The organism is Ideonella sp. (assembly GCF_044358605.1).
In the GTDB taxonomy this organism is placed as follows: domain Bacteria; phylum Pseudomonadota; class Gammaproteobacteria; order Burkholderiales; family Burkholderiaceae_C; genus Ideonella.
This window is the reverse complement of the sequence record NZ_JBIKNQ010000031.1, coordinates 38,494-55,517: the sequence shown is the minus strand read 5'-3', so window position 1 is coordinate 55,517 and position 17,024 is coordinate 38,494. Positions and strand designations below refer to the sequence as shown.

Sequence of the window (17,024 nt, the reverse complement as noted above, 5' to 3'; positions counted from 1 at the left end):
GCTCACCTTGGGTAAAGCATCGCCTCAGGTCCAGCGCCTGAACAGCATCGACGGGAGGTGCCTGCGCTCGGGGTAATTCGCCACACGCTGGAATGGAAAAGCCCCAGACAGCTTCCCGTCTGGGGCTTTTACTTTGAACTGCGTGCCGCTTATTTCTTCGATGGCGGCAAGTCCGTGCAAGACCCGTGAGCCACCTCAGCCGCCATGCCGATGCTCTCGCCCAGCGTGGGGTGGGGGTGGATGGTCTTGCCGATGTCTACCGCATCCGCTCCCATCTCGATGGCCAGGGCGATCTCACCAATCATGTCACCGGCATGGGTACCGACGATGCCACCGCCCAAGATCTTGCCGTGGCCATGAGCCTCGGGGGAGTCATCGAACAACAGCTTGGTGAAGCCTTCGTCGCAGCCATTGGCAATGGCGCGGCCCGAGGCCGTCCAAGGGAACAGGCCCTTCTTGACCTTGATGCCTTGGGCCTTGGCTTGGTCTTCGGTCAGGCCTACCCAGGCCACTTCGGGGTCGGTGTAGGCCACGCTCGGGATGACGCGGGCGTTAAAGGCGGCTGAGGCCAGCTCTTTGTTGCCCTGCAGTTCACCGGCGATGACTTCCGCCGCCACATGCGCCTCATGCACCGCCTTGTGCGCCAGCATGGGCTGGCCCACCAGGTCGCCAATGGCGAAGATGTGCGGCACATTGGTGCGCATCTGGATGTCCACGTTGATGAAGCCGCGCTCCGTCACGGCCACACCGGCTTTGTCGGCGGCAATCTTGCCGCCGTTGGGCGTGCGGCCCACAGCTTGCAGCACCAGGTCGTAGGTGCTCTCGCTCTTGGTGCCATCCAGGCCCTCGAACTGCACGGTGATGCCTTCCGGCGTGGCCACTGCGCCCACCGTCTTGGTCTTCAACATGATCTTGTCGAAGCGCGGGGCATTCAGCTTCTGCCAAACCTTGACCAAGTCACGGTCTGCACCTTGCATCAGGCCGTCCATCATCTCCACCACGTCCAGGCGGGCGCCCAGGGTGCTGTAGACGGTGCCCATCTCCAGGCCGATGATGCCGCCGCCGACGATGAGCATCTTCTTGGGCACGGCCTTGAGCTCCAGCGCCCCGGTGCTGTCGACAATTCGCTCGTCCTTCGGGAAGAAGGGCAAGTGCACGGCTTGCGAGCCGGCCGCAATGATGGCGTGCTTGAACTTGATGGTCTTGCTGGCACCGGTCTTTTCTTGGCCGCTGCCCGTGGTCTCTTCGACGCGCACATGGTGCGGGTCAATGAATTGCCCCAGGCCACGCACGGTGGTGACCTTGCGCATCTTGGCCATGGCACCCAGGCCGCCAGTCAGCTTGCCAATGACCTTTTCTTTGTGGGCGCGCAGCTTGTCGATATTGACCTCGGGCGCACCAAACTCCACGCCCAGAGCGCCCAGGTGGCTGACCTCGTCCATCACCGCCGCCACATGCAGCAGCGCCTTGGACGGAATACAGCCCACGTTGAGGCACACACCACCCAGCGTGGCATAGCGCTCAACGATTGCCACCTTGAGCCCCAGGTCGGCCGCGCGGAAGGCGGCAGAGTAGCCGCCAGGGCCAGCCCCCAAGACCAACACGTCGCAATCCAGATCGGCCGCGCCGCTGTAGCTGCCTGCTGGCCCAGCCACCACGGCAGCCGCAGGGGCTGCAGCAGCCGCAGGGGCCGGTGCAGGCGCCGCAGCAGGTGCAGCGGCCGCAGCGGCATCCGCCGTCTCCAACACCAACAGCAGTGAGCCTTGGTTGACCTTGTCACCCACGGCCACCTTCAGGGCCTTGACCACGCCCGCATGCGAGCAAGGAATCTCCATCGAGGCTTTGTCGCTCTCCACGGTGATCAAGCTTTGCTCCACCTTCACGGTATCGCCCGGCTTGACCAGCACTTCGATCACGCCCACGTCTTTGAAGTCGCCGATGTCCGGCACCACAACATCTATCGTTGCCATGCTGGGCTCCTTACAAGACGATGCGACGGAAGTCCGCCAGCAGAGATGCGAAATAGACGTTGAAGCGTGCAGCAGCTGCGCCGTCAATCACGCGGTGGTCCCAGCTCAAGGAGAGCGGCAAGATCAAGCGCGGCACATACTGCTTGCCATCCCAGCGGGGCTCCATACTGCTCTTGCACACGCCCATGATGGCCACTTCCGGCGCATTGATGATGGGCGTGAAATAGCGCCCACCAATGCCACCCAAGGACGAGATACTGAAGCAACCACCCGACATATCGGCCGGGCCCAGCTTGCCGTCACGGGCCTTCTTGGCCAGCTCGCCCATCTCTTGGCTGATCTGGAAGATGCCCTTCTTGTCGGCGTCTTTGATCACCGGCACCACCAGGCCATTGGGCGTGTCCGCCGCAAAGCCAATGTGGAAGTAGTTCTTGTAGACGATCTGATCGCCATCCAAGCTGGCATTGAACTCGGGGAACTTCTTCAAAGCCGCCACGGCCGCCTTGATCATGAAGGCCAGCATGGTGACCTTGATGCCCGACTTCTCATTCTCTTTGTTCGTTTGAACGCGGAAGGCTTCGAGATCGGTGATGTCGGCGTCGTCGTGATTGGTGACGTGCGGGATCACCACCCAGTTGCGATGCAGGTTGGCGCCGCTGATCTTCTTGATGCGCGACATATCCTTGCGCTCGACGGGGCCGAACTTGGCAAAGTCCACCTGCGGCCAGGGCAGCAGGCCAGGGAAGGCGCCACCAGCCCCCGCAGACGCTGCCGCCGGAGCCTTGGCCTTTTGGGCGGCCGTTTGCAGGCTGCCGGCCATCACGCCCTTGACGAAGTTCTGCACGTCGTCCGCGGTGATGCGGCCTTTGTGGCCCGAGCCCTTGACTTCAGCCAGGGGCACGCCCAGTTCACGCGCAATCTTGCGGACGCTGGGGGACGCATGCGGCAAGCCTGCGGCCGGTGTGCCTGGCTGATGGGCCGGCTGGGCAGAGGCCACAGCAGCCACCGGAGCAGCTGCAACTTGTGCGGGCGCAGCTGCCGCCGCCGCTGGGGCAGCAGCCGGTGCGGGGGCAGACGCAGCAGCAGCGCCCTCGCCTTCCACGATGGCGAGCAAAGTGCCCTGGTTGACCGTGTCACCCAGCGCGACCTTCAGCTCCTTGATGACACCGGCGTGTGACGACGGAATCTCCATCGAGGCCTTGTCGCTCTCCACGGTGATCAAGCTCTGCTCAGCCTTGACGGTGTCACCAACCTTGACCAGCAGCTCGATGACGGCGACATCTTTGAAATCACCGATGTCAGGCACGAAGACTTCAATGCGGCCCACAGCCGACGCAGCGGGTGCGGCAACAGGCGCTGGCGCAGCCACCGCGGGTGCGGCCACCGCAGCCGGTGCGGGCGCGGCGGCAGGCGCTGCTGCGGTGGCACCGGCGACCTCCAGCATCAACACCACCGTGCCTTCATTGATCTTGTCGCCCAGGCCAACCTTCAGTTCCTTGACGACACCAGCGTGCGAGCAGGGAATCTCCATCGAGGCCTTGTCGCTCTCGACGGTGATCAGGCTCTGCTCGGCCTTCACGGTGTCACCCACCTTGACCAGCAACTCGATGATGGCCACGTCTTTGAAGTCGCCGATGTCGGGGACTTTCACTTCAATCAAACTCATGATGTGTCTCAATCTTAGTGATGGGATCCATCTTGTAGCTACGACATCACATCGCTGAGCGATGTGAGTCTTCGCTGAAAAGTGAATCCCGTTTTCCGCTTAAGCGTAAAGGGGATTCACTTTTTCAGCCTTGATGCCGTACTTGGCAATGGCTTCAGCCACCTTGGTCGCAGGCACACTGCCTTCTTCGGCCAGGGCCTTGAGTGCGGCCACGACGATGTAGTGACGGTTGATCTCGAAGTGCTCGCGCAGCTTGGAGCGGAAGTCGCTGCGGCCAAAGCCGTCGGTGCCCAGCACCTTGTAGGTGCGGCCCTTGGGGATGAAGGCCCGCACCTGCTCGGCGAAGTTCTTCATGTAGTCGGTCGAGGCAATCACCGGGCCAGGGTGGCCGTCCAATTGCTGAGCAATGAAGGGCACACGCGGTGCGTCGGTGGGGTGCAGCAGGTTGAAGCGCTCGCAATCCTGGCCTTCACGGGCCAGTTCGTTAAAGCTCGGGCAGCTCCAGACATTGGCGGCCACGCCCCAGTCGTCTTCCAGCAATTGCTTGGCGAACTGTGACTCACGCAGGATGGAGCCAGAACCCAGCAGGTTGACGCGCGGGGTCTTCTTGGCGCCCTCTTCGAGCAAGTACATGCCCTTGATGATCTGCTCTTCGGTGCCGGCCTTGAGGCCGGGCATCGGGTAGTTTTCGTTCAGCAAGGTCAGGTAGTAGAAGACGTTCTCTTGCTTCTCCACCATGCGCTTCAGGCCGTGCTGCATGATCACCGCCACTTCGTGGGCGAAGGTCGGGTCGTAAGAGATGCAGTTCGGGATGGTGCCAGCCAAGATGTGGCTGTGGCCATCTTCATGCTGCAAGCCTTCGCCGTTCAGCGTGGTGCGGCCCGAGGTGCCGCCCAGCAAGAATCCACGCGCCTGCATGTCACCCGCCGCCCAGGCCAGGTCACCAATGCGCTGGAAGCCGAACATCGAGTAGTACACAAAGAACGGGATCATCATCCGGTTGTTGGTGCTGTAGCTGGTGGCTGCAGCGATCCAGCTGGCCATGCCGCCGGCTTCGTTGATGCCCTCTTGTAGGATCTGCCCGGCTTTATCTTCGCGGTAGTACATCACCTGGTCTTTGTCGACCGGGGTGTAGAGCTGACCCTTGGGGTTGTAGATGCCGATCTGGCGGAACAGGCCTTCCATGCCGAAGGTGCGGGCCTCGTCCACCAAGATAGGCACCACGCGGGGGCCCAAGGCCTGGTCGCGCAGCAGTTGGTTCAAGAAACGCACATAGGCTTGGGTGGTCGAGATCTCGCGGCCTTCGGCCGAGGGGTCCAGCACCGCCTTGAAGGTCTCCAGGGGCGGCACGGTGAAGCTCTCTTCAGCCACCGGGCGGCGCTTGGGCAGGTAGCCGCCCAAAGCCTTGCGGCGCTCTTGCAGGTACTTCATCTCCGGCGTGTCGTCGGCCGGCTTGTAGTAGGGCAAGTTGGGCAGATCGCTGTCTGGCACCGGGATGTTGAAGCGGTCGCGGATGTAGCGAATGTCTTCGTCCGTCAGCTTCTTGGTCTGGTGCACGGTGTTCTTGCCTTCACCGGCCTTGCCCATGCCATAGCCCTTGACGGTCTTGACCAGCAGCACGGTGGGCTGGCCTGTCACGTTGTTGTGCGCAGCATGGAAGGCGGCATAGACCTTCTCAGGCTCATGCCCGCCACGGCGCAGTTCAAAGATCTCGTCGTCGCTCATGTGCTCCACGAGCTTGGCGGTCTCAGGGTACTTGCCGAAGAAGTTCTTGCGGATGAAGGCACCGTCATTGGCCTTCATGGCCTGGTAGTCACCGTCCAGGGTTTCCATCATCAGCTGGCGCAGCTTGCCGCTCTTGTCGCGGGCCAGCAGCTCGTCCCAACCCTTGCCCCAGATCAGCTTGATGACGCTCCAGCCGCTGCCACGGAACTCGCCTTCCAGCTCTTGGATGATCTTGCCGTTACCGCGCACCGGGCCGTCCAAACGCTGCAGGTTGCAGTTAACGACGAACACCAGGTTGTCCAAACCTTCACGGGCCGCCAAGCCAATGGCACCCAGGCTTTCCGGTTCATCCATTTCACCGTCGCCCATGAAGGCCCAGACCTTACGCTTGGCCGTGTCGGCAATGCCACGGGCATGCAGATACTTCAAGAAGCGGGCTTGGTAGATGGCCATCAGAGGGCCCAAGCCCATCGAGACGGTGGGGAACTGCCAGAACTCCGGCATCAGCTTGGGGTGGGGGTAGCTGGGCAAGCCCTTGCCGTCCACTTCCTGGCGGAAGTTGTCGAGCTGGGCTTCGGTCAAGCGGCCTTCCAGATAGGCTCGGGCGTAAATGCCAGGCGCACTGTGGCCTTGGATGTAAAGCAGGTCGCCACCGTGGTCCGCGCTTTCTGCGTGCCAGAAGTGGTTGAAACCCGCACCCAGCATGGACGCCAAAGACGCAAAGGAGCCAATGTGGCCGCCCAGGTCGCCGCCGTCGGCCGGGTTGAGCCGGTTGGCACGCACCACCATGGCCATGGCGTTCCAGCGCATATAGGCGCGCAGACGCTTCTCGATGGCGATATTGCCGGGGCAGCGCGCCTCTTGCGAGGTCTCGATGGTGTTGACATAGCCCGTGTTGGCAGAAAACGGCAGGTCCACGCTGTGCTGACGTGCCTCTTCGAGCAACTGCTCCAACAAGAAGTGGGCGCGCTCTGGGCCCTCGGCACTGATGACGGCGGTCAGCGCGTCAAGCCATTCGCGGGTTTCCTGGGCATCCACATCGATGGCGGACGCTCCAAGGCGGGAATCAGGCATGGCGGACATGGTTTGTCTCCTATTGAAAGGCCATGGGTCGTTAGGTGGGCGAGAGTGTGGCACAACTTGATATGTATTTCAAATGGCGGCTACTCGTTTCGTATTGTGAGAAATACGTACTCGGATGAAACCAAGTTCTGGCAAGGAATGTCCCTTCGCGATAATGGACACCAATGTCTGATCTGAGTGAAGCTCCCAAACCCACCCCCTCCCGGCTCAAGCGATTGGCCGGACGCTGGTGGCGTCGGCAATCGCCCTCGCGCCAAGACCGCTTTGCCACCATGGGGCCACTGGTGTCGGTGTTGCTGTTCCTGGCAGCCATCACCTCGGCGTTTTGGTACCTGCGCAATGAAGAAATCGACCGCGCCACGGAAGCCCTGCACCGTGATACCGAGGTCGCGCAGCAGCAAATCCGCCTGCACCTGATCGAAAACCAAGAGCAATTGGTTCGGATGGCCCGAGAGCTGGTCACCCGCGACATCGACGCCAAAGAGTTCATGCACCAGGCCGCCACCTTTCAGAGAGAGCGACCTGAGGTGCGCTTGGTGGCCTGGATCAATGCCCAGCGCGAAGTGCGTGCCAGCCAAGCCGTCAGCACCTTCCACCCAGAAACCGCGCCCAATGGCGAGATTCCCGAGCCCGCCTTGCCGGTGGAGAACCAGCGCAGCGAAGCCGAAGCCGCCTTCCTGGCTGCCCGAGAAGCCCGCCAACCGCTTTACTCCAAGCCTTACAACGACGCCCAAGGTGCGCCGGTGTTTCAGCTTCATGTCCCCCTGATAGACCGCCACGGCTTTGCCGGGGCCATCGTCGTGGAGTACTCCATTGAAGCCCTGCTGCGCTACTTTGTACCCGCCGAGGTCACCCGCCGCCATGCCATCGTGGTGCTTGGGCCGGACCAGCGCGTCCTGACAGGCACGGTCAACACGCCGACACAGACTCAAAGCACCAACACCCTGGCCTACCAAGTCCCCTTGGCCCCCTTGGCCAACGGCATGCAACTTCGTGGCCAGGGCTTCCGAACCTCCATTGGCCTGATCGGCAACACCTTGTTCTGGATGGTGGTGGCCCTTTCCGTGCTGACGGTGTGGATGCTGCTGGGCACATGGCGCCACATGCGCCGACGCGGCCAAATCCAAAAGGCCCTGGTCCAAGAGACCAACTTCCGCCGAGCCATGGAGAACTCCATGCTCACGGGCATGCGGGCCATGGACATGAATGGCCAAGTCACCTACGTGAACCCCGCCTTTTGCGCCATGACCGGCTACGCCGAGACCGACCTGGTCGACGGATTCCCGCCCTTCCCCTACTGGCCTGCAGACCGCATCGAAGAAAACATGCGCCTGCTGCAACAAGAACTCCAGGGCCGCAGCCCCGCCGGTGGCATTGAGGTCAAGGTCAAGCGCAAAGACGGCTCGGTGTTTGATGCCCGCATGTATGTCTCGCCCCTGATCGACCCCAAAGGCCAGCAGACGGGTTGGATGACCTCGATGACCAACATCACAGAGGCTAAACGCATCCGCGATCAGCTCTCTGCCTCCCATGAACGCTTCACCACCGTGCTGGAACAGTTGGATGCCGCGGTGTCCGTGCTGTCGGTCCAACAAGGCGAATTGCTGTTCACCAATCGTTCCTACCGACTCTGGTTTGGCGGTGACGCCAAGGGGCATGAAGGACTGACGAGTGTCGGCATCAGCCCGCCCTTCCAGGCCGAAGGGGAAGACAACGTCGATACGCTGTCTGGCTTGCCCACGCAAGAGTTGACAGAGTCTGGGGCGCAGCCGCGCGAGGTCTACATCGAAAGCCTGCAGATGTGGTTCGACGTACGCAGCCGCTACCTGCAGTGGACGGACGGTCGGCTAGCGCAGATGTTGATTGCCACCGACATCACTGCGCGCCGCCGCATTGAAGAGCAAGCCCAGCAGCAAGCCGAGCGGGCCGCTGCCACCAGCCGCCTGATCACCATGGGCGAGATGGCCTCCTCGGTGGCGCATGAGCTGAACCAGCCGCTGACGGCCATCACCAACTATTGCAATGGCATCGTCAGCCGCGTGCGCGCCGGCACCATCCAGACTGACGACATGATTGCCGCACTGCAGAAAACCGCCCGCCAAGCCGAGCGCGCCGGGCAGGTGATCCACCGCATCCGCGCCTTTGTGAAGCGCAGCGAACCCCAGCGCCAAGCCTCGCAAGCAGTGGACATTGTGGAAGACGCGGTGGAATTGGCAGGTATCGAGCTGCGTCGCCGCAAGGTCAACATCCACACCTATGTGGCGCAGCGCCTGCCCCCGCTGATGGTGGACCCGATCTTGATCGAGCAGGTCTTGATGAACCTGCTCAAAAACGCCGCCGAGGCGATTGATAGCGCGCAGATGCCGCCGTCGCGCCGCCACATTGAGCTGCGTGTGGTGCCCAAGCACAGTGCCGAAGAAGGTGGCGTCATTGAGTTCAGTGTCACCGACACCGGCCCGGGCATGAAGGAAGACGTGCTGGCCCGCCTGTACGAAGCCTTTTTCTCGACCAAGGTCGAAGGCATGGGTATTGGCCTGTCCTTGTGCCGCTCGATCATTGAGTCGCATCAAGGACGCATCCGGGCCCAGAACCTCTACAATGGGAGTTCCGTCACCGGATGTCGCTTCGCGGTGACACTCCCGGTGGATTTGACCCAACGAGCCGAGGGGCCTGCTGTCCCCGACGTGCCGATGGAAGCCGCAGTCTCCAACCCAAACGCATCGTCCTCATGAGCCTGATCCCCAAGAAAGGTACCGTCTACGTTGTCGATGATGACGAAGCGGTCAGAGATTCCCTGCAATGGCTCCTTGAAGGCAAAGACTATCGCGTCAAGTGCTTCGACTCCGCCGAGTCCTTCCTCTCACGCTTCGACCCGCGTGAAGTGGCTTGCCTGATCGCCGACATCCGTATGGACGGCATGAGCGGCCTGGAGTTGCAAGACCGCCTTTTAGAGCGCAAGAGCCCATTGCCCATCGTCTTCATCACCGGCCACGGCGATGTGCCGATGGCGGTGAACACCATGAAGAAGGGCGCGATGGACTTCATCGAGAAGCCCTTCAAGGAAGAAGAGCTGCTGTCTTTGGTGGAGCGCATGCTGGACCAAGCCCGCGTGGCCTTCAGCCAGCACCAAGAGCAAGCCAGCCGCGACGCCCTGCTCTCGCGCCTGACCACCCGCGAAGCACAGGTGCTGGAGCGCATCGTCGCTGGCCGCCTGAACAAGCAGATCGCGGATGACCTGGGCATCAGCATCAAGACGGTGGAGGCGCACCGCGCCAACATCATGGAGAAGCTCAACGCCAACACCGTGGCCGACCTTCTCAAAATCGCACTGGGTGCCAACGCGCCCGCAGCCAAGGCCTGAGCGCCCACGCAACCACACACCACTGACGGGGCCCTTGGGCCCCGTTTGCCATTCCTGACCCCGTTCTCTCCTGAAGGACCACCATGACCGCCCGCATCATTGATGGCAACGCCCTCTCCACCCAACTCCGCGCGGAAGTCGCCCAGCGCACCGCCGCCCTGACCGCTCAAGGGCGCCAGCCCGGATTGGCCGTGATCTTGGTGGGTGACGACCCTGCCTCGGCTGTCTATGTGCGCAACAAGGTCAAGGCCTGCGAGACCACCGGCATCCGCTCCATCCTTGAGCAATACCCGGCCAGCATGACCGAGGCCGAATTGCTGGCCCGCATCGACGCCCTGAACAACGACCCCACCGTGCACGGCATCTTGGTGCAGATGCCGCTGCCCAAGCACATTGATGCACAGAAGGTCATCGAGGCCATCTCTACCCGCAAAGACGTGGACGGCTACTCGGTGCTGTCTGCCGGCGAGACCATGACGGGCCTGCCCGGCTTTCGGCCCTGCACCCCTTATGGCTGCATGAAGCTGATCGAGAGCACCGGCGAATCGCTCAAAGGCAAGCATGCCGTGGTGATTGGCCGCAGCAACACGGTGGGAAAGCCCATGGCACTGCTGCTCTTGCAGGCCAACGCCACCGTCACCATCTGCCACAGCGGCACGCCTGATCTGGGCGTCTACACCCGCCAGGCGGACATCGTGGTGGCTGCGGTGGGCCGACAGAACACCTTGCGGGGTGACATGGTCAAACGTGGGGCCATCGTCATTGACGTGGGCATCAACCGCAATGAACAAGGCAAACTATGCGGTGACGTTGACTTTGAAAGCGTGGCACCGGTAGCCTCGTGGATCACGCCCGTGCCGGGTGGCGTGGGTCCCATGACCATCACCATGCTCATGGTCAACACCCTGGAGGCAGCTGAGCGCGCAGCGCGGAGCTGAAGCACGACTAGATTCAACGGAGGACTCATGAATAACCCCCTGCTACAGACTGAGGGCCTGATGGCCTATGACGCCATTCGGCCCGAGCATGTCGCGCCGGCCGTGGAGGCGCTGCTGACGCAATCTGCAGCAGCACTGGAGCAGGTGGTAAGTGACGAGGTGCCGGCCGATTTCGACGCCATGGCGCGGGTGTTGTCCGTGGCCACCGAGCGCTTGGGCCGCGCCTGGGGCGCCGTGGGCCACCTGCACCGCGTGGCCAACACGCCAGAGCTGCGCGAGGCCTACGGCGCGGCGCTGCCGCGAGTGACGGAGTTCTTCACCCAACTGGGCGCCGACGAGCGCCTTTACGCCAAGTACCAAGCCCTGGCCGCCAGCCCCGCGGGCAGCGCCCTGACCCCAGCGCGCCAACATGCCCTGAACCATTGGCTGCGTGACTTCAAACTGGGCGGCGCGGACTTGCGCGGCGAGGCCAAAACCCGCTATGAGCAGATCCAAGACCGCTCAGCCGAGTTGGAGCAAAACTTCTCCAACCATGTGCTCGACGCCACGGACGCGTTCGCCTGTTACGCCAGCCTCGACGAGATGGCGGGCGTGCCCGCCGATGTGACCCAAGCCGCCCGTGATGCCGCCGCCGCCGAGGGCAAAGACGGCCACAAGATCACCCTGCACTTCCCCAGCTACTTCCCGGTGCTGCAGTACGCCACCCACCGGCCGCTGCGTGAAAAGCTCTACCGTGCCTACATCACCCGGGCCAGCGAGCTGGACGCGCCGGAGCGCGACAACTCTGCGCTGATGACCGAGCTGCTGCAACTGCGCCAAGAAGAGGCCCGTCTGCTGGGCTATGCCAACTATGCCGAGGTCTCGCTGGCCACCAAGATGGCGCGCAGCCCCGCCGAAGTGATGCAGTTCTTGCGTGACCTGAGCAGCAAGGCCCGCCCGGCGGCCCAACGGGACTGGGCGGAGCTTCAGGACTTCGCCCAAGCCGCACTGGGGCTGTCGGACCTGCAAAGCTGGGACATCCCCTTTGCCAGCGAAAAGCTCAAAGAGGCTCGCTATGCCTTCAGCGAACAAGAGGTCAAGGCCTACTTCCCGCTGCCCACCGTGCTCAAAGGCCTGTTCGGCATCATCGAGCGCTTGTTCGACGTGGCCATCAGCCCCGCCAGCGCGCCCGTTTGGCACGAGGCCGTGCAGTTCTTCCGCATCGAGCGCGCTGGCCAGTTGGTTGGCGAGTTCTACCTCGACCCTTGTGCGCGCGCAGGCAAGTCGCCCGGCGCTTGGATGGACGACGTGCGCTCGCGCTGGGTGCGGGCCGATGTGGGCCACCTGCAAACCCCGGTGGCCAACATGATTTGCAACTTTGCCGCGCCGGTAGGCGACAAGCCCTCGCTGCTGACGCACGACGACGTCATCACCCTATTCCACGAGTTCGGCCATGGCTTGCACCACCTGCTGACCCAGGTCGATGACCTGGGCATCTCAGGCATTTCCGGCGTCGAGTGGGACGCAGTGGAATTGCCCAGCCAGTTCATGGAGAACTTCTGCTGGGAGTGGGACGTGTTGAACACGCTAACCGCCCATGTGGACAGCGGCGAGCCCATGCCGCGCGCGCTCTTCGACAAGATGCTGGCGGCCAAGAACTTCCAAAGCGGCCTGCAGACCCTGCGCCAAGTGGAATACGCCCTGTTCGACATGCGCCTGCACACCGAGCCAGAAGCCGCTGAGCGCGTGTTGGCAGTGGCAGACGAGGTACGCCAATAAGTCGCGGTGATCTTTCCGCCCGCTTTCGCGCGCGGCGCCCATACCTTCTCGCACATCTTTGCCGGGGGCTACAGCGCCGGTTACTACAGCTATAAATGGGCAGAAGTTCTCTCTGCGGACGCTTGGAGTGCCTTTGAAGAGGCTGGCGTTCTGGACGCCCGCACGGGTGAGCGCTATCGTCGCGAGATTCTTGAGGCCGGTGGCAGCCGCCCAGCCCTGGAGAGCTTCAAGGCCTTCCGTGGCCGCGAACCCCAGATCGACGCGCTGCTGCGGCATCAAGGCATTGCGGCTTAAGCGCTGTCTTTTTCACTGTCCTTTTTTGCTCGGTCTTGCCATGAACACTCTCCGACCCTTTTTGGCCAGCAGTTTGGCTCTGTGGGCGTCCGTGGTCTGTGCTCAGTACAAAGTCGTCGGCCCGGATGGCACGGTCACCTACACCGACCGCCCTCCGGCCGAGGCCAAGGCGCAGGCCGTGCCCATCAGCGGCATCGGCGGGCGGGTCGATGCAGCCAATCTCCCGGCTGCATTGCGTCCCGTAGTGGGCCGCTATCCAGTCACCCTTTACACCAGCCCAGGCTGTGCACCCTGCGATCAGGGCCGCTCGCTCCTCACTCAGCGAGGCATCCCCTTTGCCGAGAAACGGGTCGAAACCGACACTGACACGGCCGCTTTGGCCAAGCTCACCGGGGACCGCAACTTGCCGGTGCTGACCATTGGCAGCCAGCAACTCAAGGGCTACCAGTCCAATGATTGGCAGGGCTACCTGGATGCTGCGGGCTACCCCAAGACTTCGGCGCTTCCTGCGAGTTACCGCAACCCAGCCTCCACACCGCTGACCACGCCGGCACCAGCGCCCAAGCCGGTCGAGCAACGCAGGCCTGAGCCTGCCGCGCCCACCGCGCCACCGGCCGACCCCAACGCTCCGAAGATTCGGTTCTGATGGGCTTGGGTGTTCAGTGCCCCGGCCGAGCCTGAATCCGACTGGCCGGTATCTGGGCCAAGAGCACCAGGCCAGCCATCAGCCACATCGGCGCCCAGGGGACGGTGGCGGCAGCCAGCAGCCCAAAGCCCAAGGGCATGACGATGGTGGCGGCGTTGGTGGCCAGCATGCGCACGCCCAAGGCTTCTCCATGCCGGTCTGAGGGCGTAACCCGGTGCAGCATGGCCAAGATCATGGGCTGCACCGAGCCCAAAGCCAGCCCCAAGGCGGCGGAGCCCAGCATCATGCCCATTGGCCCCGGCAAATAGGCATAGACCAAGCAGGTGGCCGTGGCCAGGGCCATGGCGGATCGCAGCGCCACCCGCTCATCCAGCCGGTCCGCGAAGCGGCCGATCAAGAGGCGCACCACCGTAGCGGCGGCCGCAAAACTGCCCAGCACCAGGCCGATGGCCGAGGCGCTCATATCGCGGCCGTGGCCAATCACGGGCACGGCAAAGCTGTGGGCGTCCCAGCAGGACGACAGCGCCAAGTTCACCAAGATCAGCCAGCGCAAGGCCGGCAGGCGCAGAAGCGCTAAGGCCCCCCGGCCGACAGTGCCGGATGCCGGTTCTTTGGCGGCTGCGGGCACACTGCGCGGCACCCGCATCGCCAGCCACCACGCCAGCAAGGGCAGCACCGCCGCAAACACAAAGCCGGCCCGAAAGCCCACATGGTCGATCAACAGGCCGACCGCCACCGGCGCCAGCGCATTGGAGAGGGCCGGGCCCAAGGCGACCCAACTGAACACACGCTTGAGGTCAGAAGGGTCGCGCGCCATCAGGCCGGCTTCTCGCTGCACCCCCACGGCGGCCACGGCGATGGCGCCGCCCGTGGCCAAGGCCGCAATGGCCAAAGCCACCGGGTGCTGAGACACCACCGCCACGGCGGCACCGCCCGTGCCCAGCAGCACGCCCACGCCCAGGGGCTTGTGCATGCCATGACGATCCGCCAAGCGCCCCGCCCAGAGTGACAAGGCAATGGGCGCCACCGCGAACAGCGACAACAAGGCGCCCACCACCCACTCCGGATAGCCGCGGTGCAGCACCAACAGGCTGGCGGCCACGCGAGTCGCGGCCATGCTGGCATGCACGCACACCAACATGGCGATCACGGCCGGAAAGGCCTGCCTCAGGGCTTGGCTGTGCTCAGCCTCGCCCCTCACCCTTGAGCCTCGTCATCGTCCAGCGCGGCTGCGCCCAGCACACCGCCCACCCGCTCCACCGGCATGGCTTCCACGCCCTTGAGCTTGCGCGTCATGGCGCGGGTGCGCACCTCGGCCGCGTCGATGGTGCTGCTGGCTTCTTCCAGCTTCTTTTTGGTCTTGGCCAAGACCTCGCCAAAGCGGCCAAACTCAGTCTTGACGGCGCCCAGCACCTCCCAGACCTCGGCGCTGCGCTTCTCAATGGCCAAGGTTCTGAAGCCCATTTGCAAACTGTTGAGCACCGCCAGCAGCGTGGTGGGCCCGGCCACCAAAATGCGCTGCTCGCGCTGCAGGCTCTCCACCAACCCAGGGCGACGCAGGGCCTCGGCATAAAGGCCTTCAGTGGGCACAAACAAGATGCCAAAGTCGGTGGTGTGGGGCGGCGCCAGATACTTGTCGCGGATCTGCTTGGCCTCGGCGCGTAGGCGCGCTTCGATGGCCTTGGCGGCTAACTCCACCGCCGGTGCATCGGCCTCGTCTTGGGCTTGCAACAGGCGCTCGTAATCCTCACGCGGGAACTTGGCGTCAATGGGCAGCCACAGCGGCCCCGTGGCGCCCTGCCCGCCCGGCAGCTTCAGCGCAAACTCCACCCGCGCCCCTGTGCCCGGCACGGTTTCCACATTGGCGGCGTACTGCTCGGGCGTGAAGACCTGCTCCAACAGCGCGGCCAGTTGCACCTCGCCAAACACGCCGCGGGTTTTGACATTGCTGAGCACGCGGCCCAGCGAGCCCACCTCGCGCGCTAGGCCCTGCATCTCACCCAAGCCCTGGTGGACTTGCTCAAGGCGATCGGCCACTTGCTTGAAGCTCTCGCCCAAGCGCTGCTCCAACGTGGCATGCAGCTTCTCATCCACGGTCGCCCGCATGGCATCCAGCTTGCGCTCGTTGCCCTCTTGCAGGTGGGTCAAGGCTTGGCCCATGCGCTCCCGCAACTCGGCCATCTGCCGCTCCAGCACCTCGGCCAAGCGCTCCAACTGCCCCACTTGCTGCCGCCCTAGCACATCAGACTGTTGCAGCAGTGTTTGCTGGGTCAGGGCCAATTGCTGGCCGACCTCTGCACGCAAGTCACGCGCGGTGGCCATCACCGCCTCGCGAAGTTCGCGCTCTAGGCGCTCGGCATCGCGCTGCTGGCGGGTCTCGGCCTGGGCCATCAGGCCCGCCACATCTGGGCCGCTTGAGCGACGCAACGCCACCCAAAGCAGCACCAAAAGATTGAGAATCAGGAGAATCAGCACACCCCAAAGCAGGGGCATATCAGACAGAGGGAGCGCAGCGGGCATTCCCGCATTCTGTCAGGCTTGGCCTCGCCATTTCAGAGCAAGGACTTGCGGGTTCAGCGCGGTCGGCGGCTGCCCACCTGTAAAGGCCGCGATGAGGTTGTCTGCCGCCAGATTGCACATGGCCAAGCGCGTGGGCAGACTGGCGCTGGCGATGTGTGGCGTCAGCACCGCCTTGGGCGCCGCCAGCAAGTCTGGGTGAACCTTGGGCTCGCCCTCAAACACATCAATGCCTGCGGCGGCGATCTGGCCTTCAGACAATGCCCTGGCCAGGGCTGCGTCGTCCACCACCCCGCCGCGAGCGATGTTGGTCAGGGTCGCGGTGGGCTTCATCAACGCCAGTTCGGCTGCCCCCACCAGATGGTGGGTTTGAGGCGTATAGGGCACCACGATCACCAGGTGGTCGACACGCTGAAGCAGCTCCGTCTTGCTGACGTATTCGGCCTTCAGGGCCGCCTCCTGCTCAGGCGCCAAGCGACTGCGGTTGTGATACAGCAGCGACATGCCAAAGCCATGCACACCCCGGCGCGCCACGGCCTGGCCAATGCGGCCCATGCCCAAGATGCCCAAGGTGCGGCCGTGAATGTCGGCACCCGCGAAGAGATCCATGCTCCACTGCGTCCACTGCCCGGCGCGCAAAAAACGCTCACTCTCAGGCACGCGCCGTGCCGCCGCCATCATCAGCGCAAAGCCAAAGTCGGCCGTGGTCTCGGTCAACACGTCGGGCGCGTTGCTCACCATCACGCCGCGCGCCGTGCAGGCCTCGATGTCGATGTTGTTCACGCCCACGGCCATGGAGCACACGGCCTTGAGCTGCGGGCAAGCTTGCAGCAAGACCGCGTCGATGCGCTCGGTGGTGGCCACAAAGGCCGCATCACAGCCTTGCAGTTGATCCCGCAATTGGGCCGCGCTCAAGGCCATGTCACTGTCATGCCATCGCACGTCAAAGTGGCGCTGCAAGCGCGCCACCACCTCCGGAAAAATGCGTCGAGTGACCAGCAGGCGAGGAGGACTCATGAGACGGCGGGCTTTCAGAAACAGAGATAGGGGCAAGGGGCAAGATAGA

At 63.5% G+C, this 17,024-nt stretch carries 10 protein-coding genes and 1 pseudogene; 5 read left to right on the top strand and 6 right to left on the bottom strand.

Features of this window, described 5'->3' with window-relative positions; genetic code table 11:
* Positions 1–149 precede the first annotated feature (149 nt).
* The 3 genes from lpdA to aceE all read right to left on the bottom strand — a co-directional run bounded on the left by lpdA (position 150) and on the right by aceE (position 6,444).
* Positions 150–1,970, bottom strand: a complete 1,821-nt coding sequence (gene lpdA, locus ACIQ3Q_RS12405; RefSeq protein ID WP_396269389.1) for a dihydrolipoyl dehydrogenase — start codon at positions 1,968–1,970, stop codon at positions 150–152.
* A 10-nt stretch (positions 1,971–1,980) separates the two neighbouring features.
* On the bottom strand, positions 1,981–3,636 hold the full coding sequence (gene aceF / locus ACIQ3Q_RS12400; RefSeq protein ID WP_396269388.1) for a dihydrolipoyllysine-residue acetyltransferase: 1,656 nt from the start codon (positions 3,634–3,636) through the stop codon (positions 1,981–1,983).
* 99 nt (positions 3,637–3,735) lie between these two features.
* Entirely contained in the window at positions 3,736–6,444 is a 2,709-nt protein-coding gene (aceE, locus tag ACIQ3Q_RS12395; protein ID WP_396269387.1) for a pyruvate dehydrogenase (acetyl-transferring), homodimeric type, read from the bottom strand.
* A gap of 164 nt (positions 6,445–6,608) precedes the next feature.
* Here aceE and ACIQ3Q_RS12390 point away from each other — a divergent pair, with 164 nt between their 5' ends.
* From ACIQ3Q_RS12390 to ACIQ3Q_RS12370, 5 genes and pseudogenes are all read left to right on the top strand, one after another.
* Complete coding sequence (locus ACIQ3Q_RS12390; protein WP_396269386.1) at positions 6,609–9,176, top strand: PAS domain S-box protein; 2,568 nt, start codon at positions 6,609–6,611, stop codon at positions 9,174–9,176.
* On the top strand, positions 9,173–9,805 hold the full coding sequence (locus ACIQ3Q_RS12385; protein ID WP_210810237.1) for a response regulator transcription factor: 633 nt from the start codon (positions 9,173–9,175) through the stop codon (positions 9,803–9,805). Before ACIQ3Q_RS12390 ends, ACIQ3Q_RS12385 begins: the two co-directional genes overlap by 4 nt.
* 83 nt (positions 9,806–9,888) lie before the next feature.
* The gene (gene folD / locus ACIQ3Q_RS12380) at positions 9,889–10,743 is read left to right on the top strand and encodes a bifunctional methylenetetrahydrofolate dehydrogenase/methenyltetrahydrofolate cyclohydrolase FolD (protein WP_396269385.1); all 855 of its coding nucleotides are present in this window, start codon (positions 9,889–9,891) and stop codon (positions 10,741–10,743) included.
* 27 nt (positions 10,744–10,770) lie between these two features.
* Positions 10,771–12,795: pseudogene (locus ACIQ3Q_RS12375) on the top strand (M3 family metallopeptidase).
* Between the two features lie 40 nt (positions 12,796–12,835).
* Positions 12,836–13,441, top strand: a complete 606-nt coding sequence (locus tag ACIQ3Q_RS12370) for a glutaredoxin family protein (protein ID WP_396269384.1) — start codon at positions 12,836–12,838, stop codon at positions 13,439–13,441.
* 13 nt (positions 13,442–13,454) lie between these two features.
* Here ACIQ3Q_RS12370 and ACIQ3Q_RS12365 read toward each other — a convergent pair whose 3' ends face one another.
* The 3 genes from ACIQ3Q_RS12365 to ACIQ3Q_RS12355 are packed head-to-tail and all read right to left on the bottom strand — an operon-like array spanning position 13,455 to position 16,975.
* Positions 13,455–14,642, bottom strand: a complete 1,188-nt coding sequence (locus tag ACIQ3Q_RS12365; protein WP_396269383.1) for an MFS transporter — start codon at positions 14,640–14,642, stop codon at positions 13,455–13,457.
* A complete protein-coding gene (rmuC, locus tag ACIQ3Q_RS12360) occupies positions 14,639–15,961 on the bottom strand; it encodes a DNA recombination protein RmuC (RefSeq protein ID WP_396269382.1) in 1,323 nt (440 codons plus the stop codon). The genes ACIQ3Q_RS12365 and rmuC overlap by 4 nt, the downstream gene beginning before the upstream one ends.
* Before the next feature lie 12 nt (positions 15,962–15,973).
* Positions 15,974–16,975, bottom strand: coding sequence for a 2-hydroxyacid dehydrogenase (locus ACIQ3Q_RS12355; protein WP_396269381.1), 1,002 nt, complete (start codon positions 16,973–16,975; stop codon positions 15,974–15,976).
* Positions 16,976–17,024 lie beyond the last annotated feature (49 nt).

What these genes read in the sequence shown, in the direction of transcription:
- lpdA (WP_396269389.1), bottom strand. Translation starts at nt 1,970, where the DNA reads ATGGCAACGATAGATGTTGTGGTGCCGGACATCGGCGACTTCAAAGAC.
- aceF (WP_396269388.1), bottom strand. Translation starts at nt 3,636, where the DNA reads ATGAGTTTGATTGAAGTGAAAGTCCCCGACATCGGCGACTTCAAAGAC.
- aceE (WP_396269387.1), bottom strand. Translation starts at nt 6,444, where the DNA reads ATGTCCGCCATGCCTGATTCCCGCCTTGGAGCGTCCGCCATCGATGTG.
- ACIQ3Q_RS12390 (WP_396269386.1), top strand. Translation starts at nt 6,609, where the DNA reads ATGTCTGATCTGAGTGAAGCTCCCAAACCCACCCCCTCCCGGCTCAAG.
- ACIQ3Q_RS12385 (WP_210810237.1), top strand. Translation starts at nt 9,173, where the DNA reads ATGAGCCTGATCCCCAAGAAAGGTACCGTCTACGTTGTCGATGATGAC.
- folD (WP_396269385.1), top strand. Translation starts at nt 9,889, where the DNA reads ATGACCGCCCGCATCATTGATGGCAACGCCCTCTCCACCCAACTCCGC.
- ACIQ3Q_RS12370 (WP_396269384.1), top strand. Translation starts at nt 12,836, where the DNA reads ATGAACACTCTCCGACCCTTTTTGGCCAGCAGTTTGGCTCTGTGGGCG.
- rmuC (WP_396269382.1), bottom strand. Translation starts at nt 15,961, where the DNA reads ATGCCCGCTGCGCTCCCTCTGTCTGATATGCCCCTGCTTTGGGGTGTG.
- ACIQ3Q_RS12355 (WP_396269381.1), bottom strand. Translation starts at nt 16,975, where the DNA reads ATGAGTCCTCCTCGCCTGCTGGTCACTCGACGCATTTTTCCGGAGGTG.